This window comes from Sphaerisporangium fuscum, assembly GCF_018531465.1.
Taxonomy (GTDB): Bacteria; Actinomycetota; Actinomycetes; order Streptosporangiales; family Streptosporangiaceae; genus Sphaerisporangium; species Sphaerisporangium fuscum.
Map to the genome: position 1 here is coordinate 131,438 of NZ_JAHDTF010000020.1, position 23,856 is coordinate 155,293.

General features: G+C 67.5%; 20 protein-coding genes and 4 tRNA genes. 16 read left to right on the top strand and 8 right to left on the bottom strand.

The features are described from left to right. Positions 1-70 precede the first annotated feature (70 nt). The 4 genes from cseB to KIK05_RS25140 all read left to right on the top strand — a co-directional run bounded on the left by cseB (position 71) and on the right by KIK05_RS25140 (position 3,573). The gene (gene cseB / locus KIK05_RS25125) at positions 71-760 is read left to right on the top strand and encodes a two-component system response regulator CseB (RefSeq protein WP_214413277.1); all 690 of its coding nucleotides are present in this window, start codon (positions 71-73) and stop codon (positions 758-760) included. After that, positions 757-1,989, top strand: coding sequence for a sensor histidine kinase (locus KIK05_RS25130; RefSeq protein WP_250563383.1), 1,233 nt, complete (start codon positions 757-759; stop codon positions 1,987-1,989). Before cseB ends, KIK05_RS25130 begins: the two co-directional genes overlap by 4 nt. A gap of 160 nt (positions 1,990-2,149) precedes the next feature. Beyond that, positions 2,150-2,617, top strand: a complete 468-nt coding sequence (locus KIK05_RS25135) for a winged helix DNA-binding protein (protein ID WP_214413279.1) — start codon at positions 2,150-2,152, stop codon at positions 2,615-2,617. A 341-nt stretch (positions 2,618-2,958) separates the two neighbouring features. Next, on the top strand, positions 2,959-3,573 hold the full coding sequence (locus KIK05_RS25140) for a hypothetical protein (protein WP_214413280.1): 615 nt from the start codon (positions 2,959-2,961) through the stop codon (positions 3,571-3,573). 168 nt (positions 3,574-3,741) lie between these two features. Here KIK05_RS25140 and KIK05_RS25145 read toward each other — a convergent pair whose 3' ends face one another. Beyond that, complete coding sequence (locus KIK05_RS25145; protein WP_214413281.1) at positions 3,742-4,146, bottom strand: hypothetical protein; 405 nt, start codon at positions 4,144-4,146, stop codon at positions 3,742-3,744. Positions 4,147-4,680: 534 nt separating this feature from the next. On the opposite strand from KIK05_RS25145, the gene KIK05_RS25150 reads away from it, so the two are divergent. From KIK05_RS25150 to KIK05_RS25160, 3 genes are all read left to right on the top strand, one after another. Continuing rightward, on the top strand, positions 4,681-4,866 hold the full coding sequence (locus KIK05_RS25150; RefSeq protein WP_214413378.1) for a tyrosine-type recombinase/integrase: 186 nt from the start codon (positions 4,681-4,683) through the stop codon (positions 4,864-4,866). Positions 4,867-5,700: 834 nt separating this feature from the next. After that, complete coding sequence (locus tag KIK05_RS25155; protein WP_214413282.1) at positions 5,701-5,922, top strand: hypothetical protein; 222 nt, start codon at positions 5,701-5,703, stop codon at positions 5,920-5,922. Between the two features lie 857 nt (positions 5,923-6,779). Then, the gene (locus tag KIK05_RS25160; protein ID WP_214413283.1) at positions 6,780-7,226 is read left to right on the top strand and encodes a tyrosine-type recombinase/integrase; all 447 of its coding nucleotides are present in this window, start codon (positions 6,780-6,782) and stop codon (positions 7,224-7,226) included. A 64-nt stretch (positions 7,227-7,290) separates the two neighbouring features. Here KIK05_RS25160 and KIK05_RS25165 read toward each other — a convergent pair. Continuing rightward, a tRNA-Lys gene (locus tag KIK05_RS25165) sits at positions 7,291-7,362 on the bottom strand. A 230-nt stretch (positions 7,363-7,592) separates the two neighbouring features. Between KIK05_RS25165 and KIK05_RS25170 the strand changes: the two genes are divergently transcribed. After that, a complete protein-coding gene (locus KIK05_RS25170) occupies positions 7,593-8,117 on the top strand; it encodes a PspC domain-containing protein (protein WP_250563384.1) in 525 nt (174 codons plus the stop codon). Here the strand turns inward: KIK05_RS25170 and KIK05_RS25175 are convergent. Together KIK05_RS25175 and KIK05_RS25180 are read right to left on the bottom strand one after the other, a co-directional pair. Continuing rightward, positions 8,114-9,361 (bottom strand): MFS transporter, encoded by a 1,248-nt coding sequence (locus tag KIK05_RS25175; protein WP_250563385.1) that lies wholly within the window; start codon positions 9,359-9,361, stop codon positions 8,114-8,116. The genes KIK05_RS25170 and KIK05_RS25175 overlap by 4 nt on opposite strands. 184 nt (positions 9,362-9,545) lie before the next feature. After that, positions 9,546-9,887, bottom strand: a complete 342-nt coding sequence (locus KIK05_RS25180; RefSeq protein WP_214413285.1) for a metallopeptidase family protein — start codon at positions 9,885-9,887, stop codon at positions 9,546-9,548. A gap of 173 nt (positions 9,888-10,060) precedes the next feature. On the opposite strand from KIK05_RS25180, the gene KIK05_RS25185 reads away from it, so the two are divergent. From KIK05_RS25185 to KIK05_RS25205, 5 genes are all read left to right on the top strand, one after another. Next, positions 10,061-11,716 (top strand): metallophosphoesterase family protein, encoded by a 1,656-nt coding sequence (locus KIK05_RS25185; RefSeq protein ID WP_214413286.1) that lies wholly within the window; start codon positions 10,061-10,063, stop codon positions 11,714-11,716. An 84-nt stretch (positions 11,717-11,800) separates the two neighbouring features. Further along, positions 11,801-11,873 (top strand) — tRNA-Glu (locus tag KIK05_RS25190). 95 nt (positions 11,874-11,968) lie between these two features. Beyond that, a tRNA-Asp gene (locus KIK05_RS25195) sits at positions 11,969-12,043 on the top strand. Between the two features lie 27 nt (positions 12,044-12,070). Next, positions 12,071-12,144: transfer RNA gene (locus KIK05_RS25200), tRNA-Phe, on the top strand. A 444-nt stretch (positions 12,145-12,588) separates the two neighbouring features. Next, complete coding sequence (locus KIK05_RS25205; protein WP_214413287.1) at positions 12,589-13,155, top strand: dienelactone hydrolase family protein; 567 nt, start codon at positions 12,589-12,591, stop codon at positions 13,153-13,155. A 96-nt stretch (positions 13,156-13,251) separates the two neighbouring features. Here the strand turns inward: KIK05_RS25205 and KIK05_RS25210 are convergent, their stop codons facing one another. After that, positions 13,252-14,037, bottom strand: coding sequence for an alpha/beta fold hydrolase (locus KIK05_RS25210; protein ID WP_250563386.1), 786 nt, complete (start codon positions 14,035-14,037; stop codon positions 13,252-13,254). Positions 14,038-14,340: 303 nt separating this feature from the next. Between KIK05_RS25210 and KIK05_RS25215 the strand changes: the two genes are divergently transcribed. The 3 genes from KIK05_RS25215 (at position 14,341) to KIK05_RS25225 (ending at position 20,507) form a co-directional block, all read left to right on the top strand. After that, a complete protein-coding gene (locus KIK05_RS25215) occupies positions 14,341-15,168 on the top strand; it encodes a cyanophycinase (RefSeq protein WP_214413288.1) in 828 nt (275 codons plus the stop codon). 44 nt (positions 15,169-15,212) lie between these two features. After that, positions 15,213-17,924 carry a cyanophycin synthetase gene (gene cphA, locus KIK05_RS25220; protein WP_214413289.1) on the top strand — a complete coding sequence of 904 codons (2,712 nt, stop codon included), beginning with the start codon at positions 15,213-15,215 and terminating at the stop codon, positions 17,922-17,924. A gap of 456 nt (positions 17,925-18,380) precedes the next feature. Then, positions 18,381-20,507: a prolyl oligopeptidase family serine peptidase gene (locus KIK05_RS25225; protein WP_308250103.1), complete on the top strand. Its 2,127-nt coding sequence runs from the start codon at positions 18,381-18,383 to the stop codon at positions 20,505-20,507. 181 nt (positions 20,508-20,688) lie between these two features. Here KIK05_RS25225 and KIK05_RS25230 read toward each other — a convergent pair whose 3' ends face one another. From KIK05_RS25230 to KIK05_RS25240, 3 genes are all read right to left on the bottom strand, one after another. Then, on the bottom strand, positions 20,689-21,807 hold the full coding sequence (locus KIK05_RS25230; protein WP_214413291.1) for a hypothetical protein: 1,119 nt from the start codon (positions 21,805-21,807) through the stop codon (positions 20,689-20,691). A 503-nt stretch (positions 21,808-22,310) separates the two neighbouring features. After that, positions 22,311-23,252 (bottom strand): hypothetical protein, encoded by a 942-nt coding sequence (locus KIK05_RS25235; protein ID WP_214413292.1) that lies wholly within the window; start codon positions 23,250-23,252, stop codon positions 22,311-22,313. A 67-nt stretch (positions 23,253-23,319) separates the two neighbouring features. Further along, the gene (locus KIK05_RS25240; protein ID WP_214413293.1) at positions 23,320-23,778 is read right to left on the bottom strand and encodes an Lrp/AsnC family transcriptional regulator; all 459 of its coding nucleotides are present in this window, start codon (positions 23,776-23,778) and stop codon (positions 23,320-23,322) included. Positions 23,779-23,856: the final 78 nt, after the last annotated feature.

Below are 23,856 nucleotides of genomic sequence, written 5' to 3' on the forward strand. Positions count from 1 at the left end.
GCTGCTCGCAGGCCTGCGTGCCGCTTAACTGGAACCGGTCAGCACACGTCGGTAGATATGGTGCATTTTCGTGACATCCCTGCTGCTCGTCGAGGACGACGCCGTCATCCGCGCGTCGGTCAGCCTGGCCCTGGAACGCTACGGCTATCGCATGACCACCGCCGCTGACGGGCTGAGCGGTCTGGAGGCGGCCCTGGCAGGCGGCCACGACCTCCTGCTGCTGGATGTGATGCTGCCCGGCCTCGACGGCATCAGCTTGTGCCGCAGGATCCGGGAGACCAGCCAGGTGCCGATCCTCATGATGTCGGCGCGCGGCGACGGCCTGGACATCGTCGCCGGGCTGGAGAGCGGCGCCGACGACTACGTGGTCAAACCGGTCGACCTGCCGGTGCTGGTGGCCAGGATCCGTTCGCTGCTGCGCCGGGCCACCATCGCCCAGCCCCAGCCCGCGACCGAGCAGGCCGCCGCGAGTGCGGCGCTCACCTTCGGCGAGCTGAGCATCGACACTGGTTCGCTCGAGGTACGGCGGGCCGGGCGACGCGTCGAGCTGAGCCCCACCGAGCTGCGGCTGCTGCTGGAGTTCGCCGCCCATCCAGGCATCGTGCTGGAACGGGCGACGCTGCTGCGCACCGTATGGGACTACGGATGGGACGGCGACAGCCGGGTGGTCGACCTCTGCGTACAGCGCCTGCGCAAGAAGATCGGCGCCGAGCGCATCGAGACGGTCCGCGGGTTCGGTTACAAATTGAGCGTCACATGAACCCGGCTTCGCTGCGATGGAAGATCGCGGCCCTCGTCACGCTCGCCGCCACCGTCGTCGCCGCCATGGTGGGGCTCCTCGTACACCGGTTGACCTGGCAGCGTTCCCTGGACCTCGGCAAGGCCCGCGCCGAGATCGCCCTCGACAAGTCCCTGGCCCCCGCGCGTCTGCCCGGTGGCACGCCCGACGACGTGGTGACCGTCGAGGAACTCCCTGACGCTCTGGCCGCCCAGCTCCGGCCCGGCCGGCCGGTGCTCTGGTACGGGCTCGACCACCGGGACGAGCCGTGGATGTGGGCCGCCCAACCGTACGGCAGCGACGGCGGCCAGGCGGTGAGCGTACAGATCTCGATGGGCCCGGAGCTGCTCAGCCTGTACGCGCTGGACCGCAACATGGCCAAAGCCGGACTGTTCGCGCTGGCCGGGGTCGTGCCGCTGTCGGTGCTCGCGGCCGAACTCCCCAACCGGCGGCTTCGGCGCATGGCCCGCACCGCCCGCGAGATCGCCGACGGCAACCTGGCCGCCCGCACCGACGTGCGCGGCCGGGACGAGATCGCCGAGATCGGAGCCGGGCTCAACTCGATGGCCGCCAGCCTGCAGCGGCGGCTGCTGGCCGAGCAGCGCTTCACGGCCGACGTCGCGCACGATCTTCGTACCCCGCTGATGGGGCTGCTCACGGCCAGCCAGTTGCTGCCGGACGGACAGGCCACCGACATGGTCCGGGACCGGATCGGCGTACTACGCGGCCTGGTCGACGATCTGCTGGAGATCTCCCACCTGGATGCCGCCGGCGAACACGCGGATCGGCAGCCGGTGCCGCTGGCCGACCTGGTACGCGAGTCGCTGCACCGTGTCGACGTGCCCGCCGACCTGAACGTCGTCCAGGACCAGGGCGAAACGACAGCCGTCACCGATCCACGTCGCCTGGAGCGCATCGTCGCCAACCTGCTCCTCAACGCCCGCACGCACGGCGCGGCCCCCGTGATGATCACCGTGCGCTCTCGCCAGATCGTCATCCGCGACGGCGGGCCGGGTTTCCCGCCCGACCTGCTTGCCGACCTGAACAAGGGACAGTCGCAGCGCTTCCGCACCGGACGGACCGAGCGCGGCCACGGGCACGGGCTCGGCCTGACGATCGTGCTCGGCCACGCCCGCATCATCGGGGCGACCCTGCAGTTCGCCAACCCGGCCGACGGCGGCGCGAGCGTCACCGTCACCCTGCCCGACTGAGCTTCCCACGACCGAATCGCAGCGCTCCGGGCCCGGTGGCCCCTGCTGCTGGTTCCATGGACGGTTTCGAATCTTGCTCGGCCTTTCACCTTGACCTCGACATTGCTTGAGGTTCTATGGTGCTTCCGCCAACGATCATTCCTTGGGGGGCATCACACACATGACGACCCAGCACGGCACCGATGCCGAACTCGCCGCACAGCCGGCCGCGTACTGGACCGGAGCGGCCTACGAGGCCCTCATCTCGTTCACCCGAGCCCGGCAGGCCGAATTGGGCTTCACCCAGCCCCAATTCTGGCTGCTGCGCAACCTGTCGAAGAACGACATCTCACCCGATGGCCACGGCATGACGATCCCCGAACTCCAGCAGGCCATGAGTTCTTACATCAGGCCCGAAGACGACCTGCAAGCAGAAGCGGAAGTCCTGCTGGAGCGCGGTTGGCTCACCCGCGATTCCGAGGGACGGCTGTGGATCACCGAGTCGGGGGAGGAAGCCCGTGTCCGTCTCAAGCAGCACGCGCCGGCGATCCGGGCCCGCATCCATGAGGGCATCGACGACGCCGATTACGTCACCACAGTGAAGGTGCTCCAGCAGATGATCCGGAACACCAGCGGCACCCCGGCCTAGCCGGCCCTGCCCGCCCCAACCGGGATGATCTGTCAGCACGCATCCTGGGAGCGGTGAACGTCTGGTCGCGGTAGCCTGCGACCAGCCACAGCCCGCTAGGAACCGACAAGGGTGTGACGGCCGCGGCCACAGCGGCGGAGACAATGCTGGACAGCACCGGGGGCCGTCACCCCGCACCCAAATGGTGGCTGTGCTGCAGAGCCGGGAGAGCCCGGTCGCACTTGCCGTCCACCGATATCACCATGAGCTGTAACAGTCGGGCTCCAATGAGATCACGGAGCTATGGTGCGAGGTCGATGTTTTTTTAGCCTGCGACTATGCGGCGATTGTTAAGGGGCGCAATGGCGGTCGTGATTACCGTGGGCGTCACGGCTTGCCTGCCTGGCTATCCTGGGGCGCCCCACATAGTTGGGGCGATCGGGATCAGTGTCGATACAGAAAACCATCCGATCATCGTTTTGACGTGGTGCGATGGTGCCACCCCGGAGGATGTGACCGTCTCTCACGACGAACCGTACTCAGGTGTCCCAGGTGCCGGCAGCCTGGGCGATCGGCAGCTCGTGCCAAGCATCGCCGCATCGAATCATTCGGTCGAGGACGCGAAGTTCAGCGCGCCCCCTCTTGACGGACGGAGCGCATCGGTACGCCTTGACGCCCCGGCCGACGGCTGGACCGTAGAGCCGGAACCGCTTGTCCTGAAACCCGGGATCGCCTATGACGCAACCGGTGGTAAGGGCAGGGGCTACAGCAGATTCAGCACCTCCAACGTCAACTTCACCGCCGAGGACATGGCGAAGCTCAAGCCGGGCCGGGTCCTCATCCAGAGAGCGAAGGAGTCCCCGCTGAAGACTCCAGAGATTCCTGGGGTGGACACGGAGATGACCTGGGTTGACAGGGTGATTTCCCGGGAAGAGTTCGACCGCGAAGGCCAGGACCCGACCTACTGTCGATATTAGGAACAGTGGTCGGAGCGACCAGGAAGCGACGGCGCGCCGCGACATTGCCAACTCGGAGGTGGCCACGTGTCCGGTGAACCGGGGCTGTGGAACGAACTCCCGGACCTTCGATCGCCCCCAACCGCGTGATGACGGCCGGCCGCAGCATGGCGATCGTCTGTTGCGTCATCAGAAGTCGTTGAACAGCAAGTACAACAGGAGAAGTCCGGCTACGGTCACGGCCACCGCTTTGATTACAAAGGGGGCAGGTCGTACCTGTTGCGGTTCCTCATCTGGATGGTCCAACGCATGAGAGGCGGCCTTCCTGATCTCTTCGCCTTGGCCCAAGGTTCCTGCTAACAGAGCGATCATCGCCACAACCCACATCGCCAGCCACTTGGCCTGCGAGGAGTCATGGTCGGTAAAGAAGGCGACCTTGACCACTAGGCTGGCGAAAGCGAGGAAAAATCCGATGGCAACTCTCGCTCGATAGCTCCAGGTGGGCATCAGCAGGCCTAATCGCAATAATGGGAATAAGCTCGATAGTCCCGCCAGTAGCCATAAGTAGCGAGAGTCTAAGTCGGCAAGCGTCATGGGTGACCTCCTCATAAGCGTAAAAGGAGAGTACTTCGGCGCCGGTCTGGTCACAAGATCTTTCTCTGTTTCTCCTTTGCAAGGTCGAGCGGATCGGATGGGAATCGGACTGATTCTCGAATCGGCAAGGTCGCGGCGAGGCCTGGTTGCGACCGGCTGCCCCGCCTGATCATGGCCGTGGGACTCGCCGGCAAGCGAACCCTAAGAACAGGGCCGCCAGGCCCCGAGCACTGAAAGCCGCGCGGCAGTCGATCGCCCCGCTCACTGTGGGGAGTACCGAAGTGAGCGATCGCCACGGCCTTGGGTGGTCACTCTGGCGGTTCCTGGGGCGCGCGGGCGGTCCCTGCCCGTATCGGCCGAGGGCCTCAGTCAGGCACGCGGACCGACCGGCGCTCTCAGCCGACCGCGCAGCGGGCCGCCTTTAGCGGGCCGATCCACTCCGATACGGTCACCCAGCTCATCCGCCACCTGGTGAAGGCGTAGAACGCCACCGTCCAGGAAGACGGGCAGCGCGAGCCGCTTCCCTTCGCCCGGCTGCACGACCTTCACCACGTGCACGCGACCACGCTCCTCCTGGCCGGCGTGCCGGTGCATGTGGTCGCCGCCCGGCTGGGGCACGCCGATCCCGCGATCACACTTCGGGTGTACGCGCACGTGATCCGTGCGGCGGAAGCCTCGGCGGCCGGCGTGTTCGCGCAGGTTCTCAAGTCGCCTTCGTAGGCGCTGTCAGCAGAAGCGTTAGCAAACGCCCCCGGACCAAGGCCGGTCCGGGGGCGTTTTGGCTGGTGGGCCGCCAGGGACTCGAACCCTGAACCTACGGATTAAAAGCGCGGACGATCATGGTGCCAAGCAGTTCAATGCAGGTCAGCGGGCATACAGGGTCCATACTGAACGGCTTTGTATCACCCTGAACTGCAACCCAAACTGCAACCCTGGTCGAGATTCGACGTTGCCCATCCGCTTCATAAGCTCATCGAGAGTTAGCCTGACGTCTAGATTCCATAATCTAGGCAGGGGTGACGAAGTGAGCAGCAAGAAGCTTAAGAGCGCTGGCCGACTCGTCTGGCAGCTACTACTGGCCGACGTCAGCACTACTAGGACTAGAGGAGCGGGAATGTCAGCGGTGGATGCTGATGCGGCGCACTTGGCGGCTGGGTGGAGTTGGTTCACCCTTACCGCTCTTATCCCTCTGCTCGGAGCTCCGGTCCTGTGGACGCGGTCCGTTTATTGGTCCCCTCCGGTTCTCTTATTAACCGGACTCGCGGCCGGAGAAGCCGTGATGGCATACGTCTCACATTTGCGCGCTCGTTGGACCATGTCGCATGACTCGCCAAAAGCCGTGTATGAGCCGATTCGTTTCTACGGCTGGTGGGTCACGGCAATCGGTCTCGCCGTGACCTTATTTTATTTGATCGGCATGCTGCGACATGGCTAAGTTGGCTAGCACCCTTCGTCAATGTGCCGCCCGCTGCCTGTACCAGGCGGAGGTGCTCTGGGGACCGAACCAAGGAGAAATAGGCGGCTTATGCCCCCGTGCTAGTGTATTTTGCCTGTATGAACGAGGCGGACTTGGACCTGGGTGACACCAGTAGGCTGACGCTTGAGCTGTGGAAAGCTGACGCGGTCGTGCTGTTCGACTGGCTCATGCGAGTGGAACTTGATGAGCTGCCCACACAGCATGCCGCCGAAAGCAAGCCCTTATGGATCTCCCGACTCGGCTCGAAGAAAGCCTTATCCCTCCAACTCCTGAGCAGATCGTCTGTGCACGCGACCTAGTCGCTCGCGACATGGGTTGGTAGGAATCGGAATCAACTACGGATGCACCTTCGCTGCTCCGTTGGGCTGGGGCTGAGGAACGAAGTCCCGGCCCTTCGATCGCCCTCTACCCCGTACGGCGACCGACCACAGCGCGATCGCAACCTGTAGTGGTGTGATGGCCCACCCATACCTCGGCCATCTACGACCCTCGGGCCAGAGCCACGAAGGTGCACACTTGGATCATGCGCCAGCGGACGTTCCTCTTTTTCATCCCAGTGGCCACAAGTGCGATGGCAGCGGGACTTATGCCCTTGTCGCTGACGGCGGGAATCGCTCTTTGGATGCTCACCATGCTCGTCGCTATGGGGCTGGCTTTCTGGGCGCTGGACCGTGCGAATGCGGAACGTGACCGGCGCGAGCAGGCGCAAGGGGCTGCACCCGTAGTCGCTCGTAGCGCCTGGGCGGCGGCGGGCCGGTGGTTGGCGAGGCACTGATGTACGGCGGGGTGCGTCTACGGCGATGCCCCGCGCGGCGCCCGCGCCGTGACCGGCCCCCAGGCCGCATGCGCGGCGCGGGGACGGCGGCGCAGGGCGTACGGCGGGGCGGCGCGCCGCCGCTTGACAAGGGCATGATCCGCGTCTTCTGGCAGATCAAGCATCAGCGGTACCGCCACGGATGCGAAGATCACCACGCGTGCGGTGAACGTCTGCACCGGTACCCGTGCCCCGAAGGATTGCCCGAAGTCGAAAAGGACGTCGGGGCGGCGGCACGTGTGTCTTCGGCAGTGTCCTCCTCGGTGTCGGCAGCACGGCGGGAAGTGCCCGAAGTTCTGTCCCCCGGATTGCACCGGTCACGCGCCCTCGTGCCCTGAGCGTGTGGGTGGCTGGGCGTTCGTGAAGCCCAAGGGCAAGGGAAAAGGACGGCCGCCCCCGCTGATCCCGCTTCTGAAGCTCCAGCGGGAGGCACAGCGCGCGGAGGAAAAGGCGGCCGGAAAGAAGTGGCGGGGAATGGATCTGGTCTGGTGCCGTCTCGACGGAAGCCCTATCGTCCCGGGGGACGACTGGGACGAGTGGAAGGAACTCCTGAAGGCGGCCAGGGTCGGGAAGGACGCCCGCGTTCACGACGCCCGGCACACTGCGGCGACGCTGCTCCTGGAGCAGGGCGTTGACATCAGCGTCGTGCAGGAGATCCTTGGGCACTCCCAGCTGACCACGATCAAGCGGTACACGCACGTGACGTCCAAGCTGGCAAGTGAGGCGGCGGCTCGGATGGGTCGGGCGCTGCGGGGATGGCTGAGGCCGGCGACCGCAACCCGCCGATGACAACTGCAACCCTGGGCAGACTTCCCGATCACGGCGACCGGGAGTCTGCCCAGGTCGTTATGGGTGGGCCGCCAGGGACTCGAACCCTGAACCTACGGATTAAAAGTCCGCAGCTCTGCCATTGAGCTAGCGGCCCGGCTCAGAATGCAGAGTACTGAGCGTACCGCGCCTTGCGCGAGTGGCTTCCCGTCTTCTCGGGACGTTGTGGTCCAGAGCCGGGCAGTGGAAGCCTCCACGTCACGTGTTTCCCCGTCAGGGTGAGACCCAAGCGGGCTTTCGAACGCTATCAGGGTTCAGGGCGCCACCAGGGTAGGGCCAGGGGGAATCCCGATGTGCCAAAGGACCGCCAGGGGGCAGTCTGGAGACATGAACGAGATGAACACCCACGGTCACACCACGGCCAAGCAGCTCCGTCGTACTCGTGAAGGCAGGATCGTCGCCGGAGTCTGCTCCGGTGCCGCCGAGTTCATCGGCGTCGACGCCAACATCCTGCGGCTCGCGCTCGCCGTCGCCACCTTCTTCGGCGGTCTCGGCGTCGGTGTCTACGCCGTCGCCTGGCTGCTGGTCCCCGAAGAGGGCAAGCGGCAGTCGATCGTCCAGGACCTGATCAACAAGCAGAAGAGCGACTCGGGGTCGGCGTGGAACCAGGCCTCGGCCTACTGGCAGAAGCAGACGGAGTCGTCGTACCCGAACGGGACCCCCTACCCCGGCCAGGCCCCCTACACGGGCGCGACCGCCTACCCCGGCCAGGCGCCGTACACGCCGCAGGACGCCCCCGCGTCCTACCCCGGCACGGCCCCCGCGGCCGGTGGCCAGGCGCCGTACTCGGACCCGCAGGCTCCTGTGGACAAGCCGCAGTCGCCTGTCGACGAGCCTCCTGCGAAGGCTTAGGTCACCTGAGTGCGGACCCTGGTGATTATCTCGGCACGAGACCCGGTCCAGAGCATGGCGAGCAGCGCCGCGACGGTGAGCCCCGCGGCTCCGGCGAGCGCCACCACCGGCTCTGGACCGAGGGCTTGCGCGGTGGCGCCGCCGGCGAGGATGCCGAGGCCCTGTACGGCGAGCAGCCCCGACTGGACGAGCCCGAACGCCTGCCCCCGCCGGTTGGGGGGCACGCACTGCACGAACGCGGCGTTGGCCGCGAGCTGGTAGGCCTGCCCCACCCCGGCGAGGACCCACAGGCCGAGCACGACGGCCAGCGGGGGCCGCAGGGCGCAGCCGACGAGGGGGGCGCAGCTGAGCATCGCCATCCATCCCATCACGCGCAGCCGCCCGGTGGGGGTCACCAGCCGGCTGAACAGGAAGCCCCCGATGACCATGCCCGTGGGCATGGCGGCCATGAGCAGACCGGTGATGAGCGTGATGGCGTGAGGATCCTCGCTCAGGGTCGTGGCGTACGGCACGGCGATGCCCTCGGGGAGCACGTAGAAGCCGCACAGCCAGGCGAACAGCACGAGCATCCGCAGACGCCTGTCACCGAAGACCAGACGAGCCCCGCTCTTGGTCATGGCCCACATGGACGGATGCCCGCCTTCGTCGGGTTCGGGTGGGGGACGACGGCGCACACCGGCCGCGAGGATCAGCGCCGAGGCCACGAAGGTGGCCGCGTCGAGTGCGAGGCCGCGGTAGGCCCCTATGGCGGCGATCACGCCGGCCCCTCCGGCGAAGCCCAGCATCTGCACGGCCTGGTTGGTCATGTTCTGCAGCGCCGAACCCGCGACGTACCGGTCGCCTTGGAGGATCTCGGCCAGCAGCGCCGCCCGCGCGGCGGTGAACGGGGAACTGAGCAGCACCACGAAGAACACGAGCGCGCACAGCACCGGGAAAGGCATCGCGGGCACCGCCATGAGAGCCACCAGTACGGCTCGCACGACATCGCACGTGATCATCACCCCGCGCCGGGCGTACCGGTCGGCGAGCCCCGCCAGCAGTGGTCCGCCGAGGATCGGCGGGAGATAGGTCAGCGCGTAGACGCCGGCGGTGGCGAGAGGGGAGCGGGTGCGGTCGTACACGAGGAGGGCCAACGCCACCTGGGCGAGCTGATCGCCGAGTAGGGAAAGGCACTGGCCGAGCCACAGCGCTCGGAACTCACCGATCGCGATGACCTCGCCGTACGTCGCCTGGCTTTCGGGCAAGCGGCGGTGCCGCCCGGGCAGCCGGCCTGGCCTCGTGGCCGCCATATGTCTCCGCTGGGCTCGCTGGGCCGTTCCTGACCGTCCGTGTTCAGTATGTCACCTACGGTGCCCGTTCCGCTCGCGGTTGCGCAAGACCGATGGGGCAAGGATCATCGGAATCCCCGGACGCGGGAGCCCTTAGGGGTTACCAGCCCAGCTCGTGCAGGCGGTCGTCGTCGATGCCGAAGTGGTGCGCTATTTCGTGCACGACGGTGATCCGCACCTCGTCGACCACTTCGTCCTCGTTCTGGCAGATCTCGCAGATCGAGTTGCGGTAGATCTCGATGCGGTCGGGGAGGACGCCGGAGTACCACTCGCCCCGCTCCGTCAGCGGGATGCCGGTATAGAGCCCGAGAAGCCCCGGCTCGGGGGGATTGTCCACGACGACGATGACGACGTTCTCCATGACCTGGGCGAGTTCGGGCGGGATGGTGTCCAGCGCCTCGGAGACGAGTTGCTCGAACTTCTCCCGGGAAACCTCGATCACGGGTACATCGTGTCACCGGCATCCGCTCCCGCGGTACCGGGCGCGCGCACCACGCACCCAAAGGCCGGACGAACGGGGGCAATCCCCATCTGACTGGTCCCGCCACACCGGCTGACAGCCGATTGCTATGAGTAGGACGGCGTTTTCGGGTAGGCAAGACGGCGATGAATTCGATGCGTTGGAGGGAAACGGCTGATCGGCTGAAGGAGCGACGCGGCCTGCGCCGGACGCTGAACGTCCTGATCGTCGGCCTGGTCGCGCTGGCCGGTGCGTGGCTCGGGATCGCCATAGGCGCCAACGTCAGCACCGCTGTGGGGCCCGCGCAGGTGGGCATGAGCCTGCAGCCCTCATGGAACGGCCAGACGGTCCTCGACGTACGCCCTCTCGGCACCCTGAGGTTCGACTCCCATCATGGTCCGATACAGCTCCATCTGAGCCTGGACGGCATCCACGCCGACGTCGCCCAGCAACTGCTCGAGAGCCCCCGCTGGGCCGAGACGTTGCCGGGCCTGATCGAGGCCGACCTCCAGTCGGGTCTGCGCGAGCTGGCCATCAGGGCGGTCGTGTGCGCCGTCGTCGGGGGGTTCCTGACCGGTCTCATCGTCTTCCGCACGTGGCGGCGGGGGCTGTGGACGAGCCTGGGGAGCCTCACGGCGGTGGCGCTCGTCGCGCTGCTGTCGGTGATGACGTTCAATCCCCGCTCGATCGCCGAGCCGCGCTACACCGGACTGCTCACCGGCGTGCCCTCGCTCATCGGCAGCGCGGAGTCGATCGTCACCCGCTTCTCGGAGTACCGGGGGCAGCTCGCCAAGCTCGTCACGAACGTCTCGCAGCTGTACCACGCGGGGACCACGCTGCCGGTGTACTCCCCCGATCCGAACACACTGCGCGTTCTGCATGTTTCGGATATTCATCTCAACCCCGTCGCGTGGAACATGATCCGGTCTCTGAAGGACGAGTTCCAGATCAACATGGTGATCGACACCGGTGACATCGCCGACCACGGGACCCAGGCCGAGAACAAATTCGTCGAAGACATCGGCAAGCTCGGCGTGCCGTACGTGTACGTCCGTGGCAACCACGACTCCATCAGCACCCAGCGCGCCGTCGCCCGGCAGAAGAACGCCGTCGTCCTGGACGGCGCCGAGCGGACCGTGGAGGGACTGCGCATCTACGGGGTGGGCGACCCGAGGTTCACGCCCGACAAGACCGTCAACGTGCAATCCGACGAGGAACTGCTCGTCAACCTCGGACGCCGGCACGCCGAGCGCCTGATGCCCGACCCGGAGCCTCGCGGGGCGGTCAGGACGAAGCCTTCGCGTGATCTGCCGGGCTCCGGGAATCGGACGACCGCCTCGAAGCCGTCACCCACGGCCTCGCCCTCGCCCGACTTGCCCAAGTCGGAACCGGGCGAATCGGGCGGGCCGAAGATCCCTGTCGACATCGTCGCCGTCCACGATCCGACGGTCGGACGGGCGTTCGGCGGCGCGACACCCCTGGTCCTGGCCGGGCACGTCCATGCGAGGTCCACCGAGATGCTCAAGTCGGGCACGCGGCTGATGATCGAGGGCTCCACCGGAGGGGCGGGGCTACGCGGCCTGGAGCACGACGAGCCCACGCCGATCCAGGCGTCGGTGTTGTACTTCGACCGGAAGACCCACCGCCTCCAGGCCTGGGACGACATCACGCTCGGCGGCCTCGGCGAGCAGTGGGTCCAGATCCAACGTCACCTCGAGCCCGACCCTGGCCGTACAATTTCTCAGGAGCCGACACCTACCTCGTCGCCAACGGGAGGGAGTGGCGGCACACCGACACCGTTCCAGAGGTGACCACTTTGGCATCGGGGGCCCGCGTCCCCTATGCTTCAGGAGTCCCCGACGGAAGACGTCACGGATCCAGGACGAAAGTCCTGAGCCCCCATCGTCTAGCGGCCTAGGACACCGCCCTTTCAAGGCGGCGGCACGGGTTCGAATCCCGTTGGGGGCACGCGTGAGCAAAGCTCACCGGTAAGACGGAAGGTCAAAGGCCCTCCGAGGAGCTGGTAAGCTAAACAAGCGCAAAGGCCGAAAGGCAGCAAGCAAGGTCCTGTAGAGCAGTTTGGAGTGCTCGCCACCCTGTCAAGGTGGAGGTCGCGGGTTCAAGTCCCGTCAGGACCGCTCTGGTAGGTGTCGAATTCACCACCGGGTCAGGTAGCTCAGTCGGTACGAGCGTCCGCCTGAAAAGCGGAAGGTCGGCGGTTCGACCCCGCCCCTGACCACATCACCTGGACAGCTGAAACGCCCCGAGCCTCTGTGCTACGGGGCGTTTTGATATCCAGGGACAGCAACAGTCACAGGCTAGGCAGGCTTCGGGCACTAGGGAGCTATGCCTGTACTCCGGGAGTGCCGCGAGCGCTCACTTCGGGTGCATTGCGGAACTCCGCGTCTTCCAGCCGAACAAGCAAGCGCGCGCCAAAAAGGCCAACAGCTTTTCGACCAGCTCACGCATTTTTCGAGCTCAGATCCATCGATAGATCGAGATCGTATCGCTAGCTGTCCAAGAGGCTCTGTGCGACCGGCGAGCGCAACGAGGACACAAATGCGACAGGACGGTTGTCCTGGGGCGGCTAGAGGATCATGAACGGCTAGGGCGGTGTCCGCAAATGTTGGCCGGGTCTGTGGAATCGCTCTCTGGCACCGTGTTGGGGGGAGAGGATGACGGGATGGCTCACATTGCCTTGTTCCATTCCGTGTACGGGCTCCGCGCTGTTGAGCGTGCTGTCGCCGACCGCTTTCGTATCGCCGGGCATGAGGTCGTCACGCCTGACCTGTACGAGGGCGAGGTGGCCACGACGATCGACGATGGGATCGTCCTGAAGGATCGGATCGGCTGGGAGGGCATCGTGGAACGAGCTCGCGACGCGGTCCGCGAGCTGCCTGCGGGCATCGTTCTCGCCGGTGTTTCGATGGGGGCTGGAGTGCTGGGGTCCTTGCTCGCGGGCGGGGTGGATGCGGCCGGTGTGCTGCTCTTGCATGGAATCACGCCGATTCCCGCGTCGGCGCGGGCCGGCCTGCCCGTACAGGTGCACGTCGCCGACCCGGATGCGTTCGCACCTCCCGCTGCTGTCGCCGCCTGGGAGAAGGCCGCGAGGGACGCGGGCGCCGCTGTCGAAGTCTTCACCTATCCGGGTGTCGGACACTTCTACACAGACGCGAGCCTGAGTGATCACGACGCAGAAGCGGCCGAGCTCACCTGGCGGCGGAGTTCGGACTTCCTGGCTCACCTGTGAGCCACTGAGTCGGGTGGAGGCCCCGGCCCGATGTGCTCTCCGCGCCGAGCCCGATCTCGTGGCGGCACCGGTCACCGTTCGGAATTCCTCGCCGTGCTAGCCGCACAGGGGCAGGTCGACAGCGGCGCCGGCCACGTGCGGCGCGACAACGGGTGGGGAGATGTAGCGGCCGGCCTGCTGGTGGTACCGGTTCTCGTTGCGACCGGGTGGGAAATCTAGAGCCGGTCGACGTGGGCGTCGAAGTACTTGGCCTGCGGTTCCACCGGCCGGAAGCCCTCGACGATCAGTAAGCACAACCCGGGCCGCGGGGCCCAGCTCGCGCTCACGGGAGATCCTGCCGACCTCGATGTTGCTGTCGGCGATCTGTTCGGCGGTCATCCGCGGTGTCAGGCCGGTCGGGCGCAGCAGCAGCATGAGCCAGCTCAACCGCCGGAACAGCTTCCGGATCCGCTGCTCCATGGCCTCGTCGAGCCAGTCGTACGGGAACGCGCCGTCGACCAGGACCGCGCCCACGGTACGGTCCGGGTTCCGGCCGGCCCAGTGCGCCGCGACATACGCTCCGTAGGACCAGCCCACCACCAGCGCCCGGTCCGCACCCCTGGCCGCGAGAACGGCATCGACATCCCGAAGGTTCGTCTCGAACGAAAGGTCCGCCGAACGCTTCGACTTGCCGCGAACCCGCATGTCGTAGGTGATGTGCCGCCACCCGGTCCCCAGTTCGGCGATGACCCGCCGCCAGTATCCCTGAGTGGCGACGTGACCGTTGAGGTAGACCACGGGGATGCCGGGACCGCCGGTGTCGGTGACGGCCAGCGCCGTATCGTCAACCCGCACCATGCCGGTCCACTTCGCAGTGGTCGGGGAAATGCTGTTCTTCGTCATTGGTTCCACCTGGGCGCGTCGAGTGTCTTGTACGACTGCTCCAGGCCCTGCACGCGGATCGCAGGTCCTTGGGCCTGATCGGCTGTCATCTGGAAATCCGTCCTCTTTTGTCGCCCGCGACGCCGTCGCCCAACACTGAATAGCTGGGCGGTAAGTGGCCGTGGCCGTCCGGGCGGTGCCCGGGTCTCGCGGCGCTCGCTCCGTGAGGCGCACCCTTGCTTCCGAACCCGCCCATACGGGCCGAATCAGTTGCTCTCGGTTGATATTGGACCACCGAGGGTAACAAGTGGTCGAGGAGGGAGCATGGATGCGGACGAAGGGGATAAATCCGTCGGCCCCGGTCGCCTGCTGATCATCGGGGGCGCCGAGTGCTGCGGTTCCGGCCTGCTCGAACGGTTCGTGGAGCTGTCCGGCGGTGAGGCGGCCCGGATCGTGCTGGTCACCACGGCCACCGGGGTGCCCGAGGAGGTGCACGCCGACTACGAGCGGGTGTTCCGCACGCTCGGTGTGGACCACAGCAGGGAACTGCGGTTGCGCGGGCGCTCCGACGCCGACGGCGACGACGCGGCCAAGCTCCTCGACGAGGCCACGGGCGTGTTCTTCTCCGGCGGCGACCAGTCGCGGCTGCGCGCCCTGGTCGGCTCGCGGGCCAACGAGATCCTGCGTGACCGGCTGCGCGCGGGCGGCGTGGTCATCGCCGGGACCAGCGCCGGCGCCACCGCCATGGGCCGCACGATGATCCTCGGCGGCGAGGGTCCCGGCGTGTCCGCCGCCACCGTCCGTACCGGCCCCGGGCTCGGCCTGCTCCCGAAGGCGCTCATCATCGACATGCACTTCAGCGAGCGCGGCCGGCTCCCCCGGCTGCTCAGCGCCATGGCGCTCGACCCGGAGCACCTGGGCGTCGGCATCGGCGAGAACACCGGGATCCTGGTCGACGGCACCCGCTTCGAGGTGTTCGGCACCGGCGTGGCCACGGTGGCCGACGGGCGGGACGCCACGGTCATCCACGCCGCCGGGGAGGAAGACCCGATCACCCTGTTCGGCGTCCGGCTGCACCTGCTGCCCGCCGGGTGCGTCTTCGACATCGCGACCCGCGAGGCCGCCATCGGGCCTGCGCACGACAGGTACTGAGCGCCGCCAGCCCGCCCACCCGCCCGACCCTTAGGGAGCGTCTCGTGCGCCTGGACGACCTGCGTCACCTGAGCGGACCCAACTCATTCAGCACCCGGCCGGTCACCGTCGCGCGGCTCGAACTCGAGGAGCTGACCGGCCGGGAGACCACCGAGTACCCGGGCTTCGCCGGCCGGCTGACCGCGGCCCTGCCCGGGCTGGCCGAGCATCACTGCGCGGCCGGGCGTCCGGGCGGGTTCCTGGAGGCGATGGCCCGGGGCACCTACTTCGGCCACGTCACCGAGCACGTGGCGCTGGAGCTGTCCAGCCTGGTGGGCCGCGATGTGTACCTGGGCCGGACCATGTGGGCCGGCGCCGACGGCCGCTACGACGTGGTGACCGAGTGCCCGCAGGACGAGCCCGCGCAGTCCTCGGTGCCGGCCGAACTGCTGGAACTGGCCATCACCACGATCAAGCACATTCTTCTCGAACGCGTCCCCGACCTGTCGCTCGACCTGGCCGGGATCGCCCAGGTCGTGGAGCGGGAGCGCCTCGGCGTGAGCACGGCCGCGCTCGCGCGCGCCGCCCGCCGCCGGGGGATACCGGTCCGCCGGGTCGGCCGGTTGAGCATGCTGCGGCTCGGTTACGGGCGCCATCGCCGGCTGGTGTGCGCCGCGCTGACCGAGCGGACCTCGGCGATCGGCGTCGACATCGCGGGCGACAAGATGCTGGCCAAGCAGCTGCTCAGCGGCGCGGGCATCCCGGTGCCCGATGGGGAGGTGGCCTGGAGCGCGGCCGACGCCGCCGCGGCGCTGGACCGGCTCGGCGGGCCGGTCGTGATCAAGCCGCTCCACGGCAACCACGGCGCCAACGTGACCGTCGGCGTGACCACCCCCGCGGCGGCGGCCACGGCCTACGCCCAGGCGGCGGCCGGGGACGAGGGCGCGATCGTGGAGAGGTTCGTGCCCGGCACCGACTACCGGGTGCTGGTGGTCGACGGCCAGGTGGTGGCCGCGGCCGAGCTGCGGCCGGCCTCGGTGACCGGCGATGGCGCCTCCGACATCGCCCGACTCGTCGACGTGGTGAACGCCGACCCGCGCCGGGGGGAGGGACACTCCCGAGAGCTGACCAAGATCAAACTGGACGAGCGCGTGCTCGCGCACCTGGAGACCCAGGGCCTGGGCCCGGCGTCGGTCCCGGCCCGCGGCCGGCTCGTGACCCTGCGCCGGAACGCGAACCTGTCCACCGGCGGGACCAGCCGCGACGTGACCGACCTGGTGCACGAGGACGTGGCGGACATGTGCCGCCGGGCCGCGGCCGTGGTCGGCCTGGACGTCTGTGGCATCGACGTGCGGCTGGCCGACATCGCGGCACCGATGCGGTGCGGTGGTGCCGGTCCGGGCGAGGACGAGCACGGGGCCGTGATCGAGGTCAACGCGTGCCCGGGGCTGCGGATGCACCTGTCCCCGGCCGAGGGCACGCCGCGGGACGTGGCCGGCGCGGTGATCGACAGCCTGTACCCGCCCGGCGCCCCGTCGCGGGTCCCGGTCGTCGCGGTCACCGGGACCAACGGGAAGACCACGACGGTCCGCATGATCGGCCACATCCTGAGCAAGGCCGGGATGCGGGTGGGGATGTCCACCACGGACGGGGTCTACTCCGGCGGCCGGCTCGTCTACGACGCCGACGCATCGGGCCCCCGGTCCGCGGACATGGTGCTCGACGACACCAGCATCGAGGCGGCGGTGCTGGAGACGGCGCGCGGCGGGATCATCCGCGGCGGGCTCGGCTACGACCAGGCCGACGTGGCCGTGGTCACCAACATCACCGCCGACCACCTGGGCGCGGACGGCGTGGACGATCTCGACGAGCTGGCCGGGGTGAAGGCGCTGGTCGCCGAGGAGGTCCGCGAGGGCGGGATCGTGGTGCTGAACGCCGACGACCCGGTGGTCGCCGCGCTCGCCGACCGGCCGCGTGTGCGCAGGCACGCACCCGTGATCAGGTATTTCAGCCTGGTGAACGGCAATCCGGTCGTCGAACGGCACCGGCGGGCGGGCGGCCTGACCTACGAGCTTCGCGACGGCGAGCTGGTCGAGTTCGATGCGGAGCGGGAGCGGGCGCTGCTCAACGTGGCCGAGCTGCCGGGCGCGTTCGGCGGCCTCGCCCCACACGTGATCGCGAACGCGCTGGCCGCGGTGGCGGCCTGCCGCGGGCTCGGGGTCAGCGTCAAGGACATCCGCAGCGCGCTGGGCACGTTCACGCCGGGCGAGTCGAACCCGGGACGCGGCCACGTCCACCTGGCCGGCGGTGGCCCGGTGATCGTGGACTACGGCCACAACGCCGCCGCGCTCCACGCGACCGGCCGCATGATCAACGATGTCTGGGGCGGCGAGCCCGTGGCCGTGATCACGCTGCCCGGCGACCGCCGCGACGACCTGGTGGCCCGTTCGGCCGAGGCCGTCGCCACGTGGTTCGGCCGGGTCGTCGTCTACGAGGACGCCGACAAGCGCGGCCGCCGGCCGGGCGAGATGACCGGCCTGATCACGGCGGCCATGCGCCGGACCCGGCCCGGCATCGGCCTGGTCACCGCCGATGGACCGCAGGCCGCCCTGCGCGTCGCGGTCACGATGGCCGCCGGCCACCCGGTCCTGTTCCTCTACGAGAAGCTGGCCATGGCCCGCCAGGCCCTCGAGGCCCTGGACGCCCGCCCCTGGCACTGGAACTGCTCGTCGTGGCAGTCAAGCCAGAGCGAAGGGCCCGAGTCTCACGACGCGTGAACTCGGTCAGCCCTGGGATCTATCTCGAAAGGCGCCGAATTACTGCGGCACGAGATTGATCTGCACAGGGCATACCCGTGCCCCTTTTTCCCTTGCGTTAAATTTGTCGAGAGAATAGCCAATATGGCCGACCGGTTCTCTGTCCGTACGCACTGAAGGTCCGGGAGGATCGGCATTCACCGTCCAGGGCGACGCCTCTGTTTATCGATCACGGCCGGGGGGATATTGCTGTCGCAATCGCCCATATCGGGGCGAATCGGTACATTCGGGAGGCTGACATGAATGGACACCTACCGTATAGCAGTACGGGCCCGGCTCCCCGCGTCGGGGGCGTGCGCAACTGGCAGGCCGACATTCTTCGCGGCCAGGCGTAACTGAGTGAGCAGAGGTGCTGCGGTCCGGATAGGCCGCAGTGCCTCGACCTGTCTCCGGCGGGGCGATGCTTTGGGGGCGTTCGTGGCGCGATTTTCCTACCCTGCCGCTCGGCGCAGTGATGTGGTGGAGGATCTGTTCGGATTCCGTGTCTCCGACCCCTACCGGTGGTTGGAGAACGGCGATGATTCGTGCGTACAGGACTGGGCCGCGGCCCAAGATCGTCTCTTCCGCGCGTATCGCACCGGATGGCATGAGAAGCGGTCGTGGGCGTCGCTGGTGGATCAGGTGTCGTCCTTCGGCGTCTCGGAGCCCCCGATGGCGCGTGGCCCGGTCATGTTCCTCGCCGAGCAGCTCCGCGGGGATGAGCAACAGCGCCTCCTCGTCGTCGACGCCGAGGGGAACAGGCGGGTGCTGGTCGATCCGGTGGAGATCGATCCGTCCGGCCATACCGGGTTGTACGCCTGGTGGCCATCGCGCGAGGGCGAACGTGTGGCCGTCCAGATGGAGGTCGCCGAGCAGCCCGGCAGCGACATCATGGTGCTGGACGTGCGTACCGGCGAGACGGTGGACGGGCCGTTGCCCCGCGCCCGCAACACCTCGCTTGCCTGGCTGCCTGGAGGCGATGCGTTCTACTACGTCAGCCGGGTTCCCGATGAGGAACTGGCCCCTGACGACATGCGCCTGCACCGGCGGGTGAGGTTGCATCGGATCGGTTCGCCCTGGCAGGCCGACACGGTGGTGTTCGGTGACGACGATGCCCCGGACCACTACTACGGGCTCACGGTCAGCGCCGACGGCCGTTGTCTGGCGATCACCGCGACCGTCGGGCCCGCCTCGCACAACGATGTGTACCTGGCGGAACTCGTCGATCCGGAAGCCCCGCACCTCGTCAAGATCGTGGACGGGCCGACCCTACGCGCCCGTGTCCTCCCACGTTTCCTCGCGGACGACCATCTGCTGCTGGTCACCGACTACCAGGCCCCGTGCGGACGCATCTGCACGGCCCGCCGGCACGACACCGACCCGGCCGCATGGCACACGCTGGTAGCCGAAGATCCTCAGGCCCCTCTGGACGAGTGTGTGGTCCTGGACGATCCGGCGCTTCCGCGGCCCCTCCTTCTGGTGGCACGCACCCGCCACGGCACCTCCGCCCTGACACTGCACGACCTGGCCAGTGGCCGGCCGCTCACCGAGCTGCCCCTTCCCGGCGCCGGCGTCGTGTCATCCCTGCGCGCGAACATCCCGCACGGACGTCACGCATGGTTCAGCTACTGCGACGCGGCCACGCCCCCCACCATCTATCGCTACGACGCCGCCAGCGGGGAGACGGAACAGGAGACCGGCGCCACAACGGCCGGAAACACTCCGGAGATCCGCAGCCGCGGCGTTCGTTACCGGGCCGGCGACGGTACCGAGATCACGCTGTTCCTGTTCACCCCGGCTGAAGAACATCAGGGCTCCCGCCCCACCCTCCTCTACGGCTACGGCAGCTTCGGCATGCCGATGCGCCCATGGTTCCTCCCCCTGGCAGCCGCATGGGTCGGCGCCGGCGGCACCTACGCCGTCGCCTGTGTGCGCGGAGGCGGCGAAGAAGGCCGGCGTTGGCACGATGCCGGTCGCGGACCGCACAAACACCGCGCGATCACTGACTTCAACGACGCCGCGACCTGGCTCATCAACACCGGCCGGACCACCAGCGACCAACTGGCGATCTATGGCCAGTCCGCCGGTGGACTGCTGGTCACCGCCGCCGCCACGCAGCGACCGGACCTGTACGCCGCGGTCATCGCCGAAGGCCCGCTGTGCGACATGGTGCGCTACGAACGCTTCGGCCTGGGATGCACGTGGACCGACGAATTCGGCAGCGCCTCCGAACCCGAACAACTCCAATGGCTGTTGTCGTACTCCCCCTACCACAACGTCACGCCCGGGACCCCGTATCCCGCTTTCCTCTTCGCCGGCGCGGTGACCGATCTGCAGACCGGAGAGGCCCACGTGACCAAAATGTGCGCGGCCCTGCAGAGCGCCACCGACAGCGACCGGCCGGTTCTCATGCGTCGAGAACCCGACACCGCCCACGCCGCGTCTCCCGCGAGTAAAGAACGCGCCCTGGTGGCGGACATTCTGGCCTTCGCCGGAAGGTACACCGGCCTGTCAGTGGAAGAGACGACCACGCGTGTTCGCGAGACCGCCGGAGAAGCACACTGAGAACGGCTACAGGAGTCACGGGCCGTGGCACATCGACACGCCGCTGCTGAGCGGCAGGACGGTCATGCGCTGACCGGCTTGCAGGCCAGCAGATAGCCAACACCCGGTAGAACTCGGCGAAAACGCGCTGCTCTTCGCGAAGAGCAGCGCGTTCGTGCGACTACGGCCGGTCGGAAGAGACTCAGCCTGTGTAGTCGGTGGTACGGGTACCACCGTCCGGCCATAGATACTTGCCGTTGTCGGCCGTCGAATAGGTTCGGTTGCCGTCCCCCGCGCGGGCTTGGATGAGATTGCCGCGCCAGGTGGAGCCACGGGACGATCCGCCCCAGATGTTGCCGTACAGGAAACCGTACAACTGCTCGAGCTCGGCCGAGAAGATGTTGCCGGTCACCGTGATGTTGGTGGCGTTGTCGACGTCGCCGATGTGCACGGCGTAACCCCAGCCGGAGACATAGTTGTCCGTGAAAGAGATGTGATCGTAGACACCGCTGCCCTGCAGGGCCAGGGCATTGGTGTTGCCCAAAGAGGCCAGGGTGTTGTGGTGAACGACCATGGGGCCGCCGTTGCCTTCACTCTGCGGACCTATGCCGTCATGGTGATAGACGTCATGTGACGTGTCGGCCATGTCATGGATGTAGTTGTTCGTCCAGGTCGACGGGCGGCCGGGGAAGCCGGTCACCATTTCCAGGCCCGCGTTCCCCCAGATGTCGTTGTGGTCCATGACGGCAACGGCTTCCTTCATCGTCGTGGCCAGCTGCCAGGACTTGTCGAAAGGCGTGCCAGGCTTGGAATGGGACGACGAAACGGTGCCGTCGTTTCCGGGTGGCATCGAGTAGGAGCTGGGCTTGAACGTCGAGTACAGGAACTTGATGTTGTTGTCCGAGTAGATCTGGACGAGGTTGTCGTTGGGGTCGGTGCCCTCGAACAAGCAGCCGACGAACGTGAGATTGTCGCCGTAAATCACTGTCTTGAGGGCCAGGAAGCGTTTGAAGGATATGACGCTGTTATCCGGGTACCTGAGCGTCAGCGGCTTGCCGGCACTCATGTTCGACGTATAGTCGGTAAGGCGGCCGGGGTACGCGCCAAGGCCCAGACCGCCGGCATTGGCCGGAGTATTCGCATAGCCGGTGTTCGAGAAGTCCGGCCAATATCCGGAGCCGTCGTTGGGCCGTGCCTCGATCGCCGAGACGCTGTCGGCGGACGTGTGTGCACGGGAGTCGGCGCTGGCAGCGGCGCCTACGGTGAGGGTGGCCGCGATGAACACCAGAGCGGCGGCGGAGACGCGACTCCGGATGTTCATGCGGCCGGCCGGAAGGCGGCGGGGCTTGTACAGGGCTCGGCGAAGTAATGTTTTGATGTCATTCTCCAGTGTCGTCGAAAGACGATTTCGCGATGCCGGGCCGACGAAGTCGTCTGATTATTTCGACCGGGGCCCCGGGATTCGGGGAGGCTGCACGTGATCGGGACGTTATCAATCTTGGTATGGGGCCGTCAATATTCATGTTCGGCGATTAGTCAATCACTCATGGTGATGAGAGGTGTAAAGGCCGGTAACCCCGTGCATTTTCATGATGAATTCCGGGTGGCCCGCCGGGTCATGTGCTACTCTCGTGATTTTTCCCGGCCCCGGGCGGATCGGGCGGGACCGGCCGCCGCGTGAGCGCGGGTACGAGCCGTGATGAGCAAGCAGTTGACCCGGCACCGCATTGGCCTCTGCCACGAGTCAGGACCACGGCTGCCCGACCCCACCACCGGCCAGGACCGGGCCGCTCGCGAGCGGCCCCGGCTGGAATATGACGAGGGCTATGAGAAGGACGAGATGACGAGCCAGACGGACGAGACCACGACCACGATCACCACGGCGAGGTCCCTGGGGTGAACGGGGATCCTGCTCCACAGGCGGCGTAGCGTCCGGGCCGGTTTCGGGGTGGGCAGGGCGGTGATGGCGCCGGCGACGATCAGATGCCACTTGATCAGGCTGGGGAGCTGGGCGACGTCCGTCCCGTAGCAGCTCAGGTAGGCGACGATGTCGAGCAGGGCGAAGCCGGCGAGGACCAGCCCGGCTCCCACGGCGGCCGGCCGTGCCCACCGGCTCGAGAGAGCCGCGCAGGCCGCCGCGAGGGCGACGACCACGACCGGCAGGCCGAGGAGATCGGCGTCCGACACCTGCGCCGGCCAGGCGACCTCGTAGATCAACCCGGGTCCCTGGACGCCCAAGGTGGGGATGGCGTACGCCTCGGAGTAGTCGTGGTCCGGCGTGAAGATCGGTATGCGGCAGGAGAACGGCGTCCATCCGGCGAGGCACACGGCGGCCGTCCAGGCGGCCACCGGGCGCCGCGGCACGGACAGCGGTGACCGGCCGGCGGCGAGCAGCGCCGCCGTGGCCAGGGCACAGCAGACGATCAGGAGCCACGGCGGTGTGATCGCGGGCATGTGGCCGTCGCACGGATCGGTGCCGGGCAACACGATCGCCGTGAACAGCCCGAGCGCGAGCACCGCGCCGACCGCCGACACCGCGATGGTGGTGGCCCGGCGCGGCGGACGCAACAGGAGACCGGCGAGGACGACCGGTAACAGGAGCTCGGACCAGAACAACGTCTCCCACGGCCCGCTGTCGAGGGCGAAGGGGCCGGCGTCCGCGCCGGCCCAGAACCAGGCGGCGCTTTCCCGGCCCACCCCGAAGGCCGGCAGGAGTACCGGGCCGGCGGCGGCCAGGACCGCGGCGAAGTGGAGTCGTGTGGTCACCGGAGGTTCGGGTCTCGCTCCGGGTGCCTCGGCCATGGTGTCCTTCCGTCGTGGCGTCGAGCAGAGATCATTCCACCTGCGCCGCTCGATGGGGGCCGCGGTAGGGGAGGGTCTGGCTGTAGACGATGTTCGTCGTCGTGCTGCCGAACTGGGCGAGCTCGTTGATGAGCTCTTCCAGGTGGGCCATGGAGGTGGCGGTGACCTTGAGGGTGTAGCAGTCGTCGCCGGTGGTGCGCAGGCACTCCAGGATCTCCAGGCGCTCCTTGAGCAACTGGTGCAGCGGCTGGTGACGGCTGCCCGGGTACTTCAGGCGTACCACCGCGAGAACGGCGAAACCGACCTTCACCAGGTCGACGTGGGCGTGGTAGCCGGTGATGACCCCTGTCGTCTCCAGCCGCTTGACGCGCTCGGTCGTGGCGGACGCGCTCAGGTTGACGCGGCGTCCGAGCTCGGTGAGCGACATGCGGCCGTCCTGCTGGAGCTCGGCCAGGATCGCCCAGTCGGTGGCGTCAAGATTCTCGGGCATCAGGCGAATATACCGGTGAATCCACGGCTCACCGGCCGGTACGCCGTGAAGATTCCCTTCCGATGACGCTTGACCGCT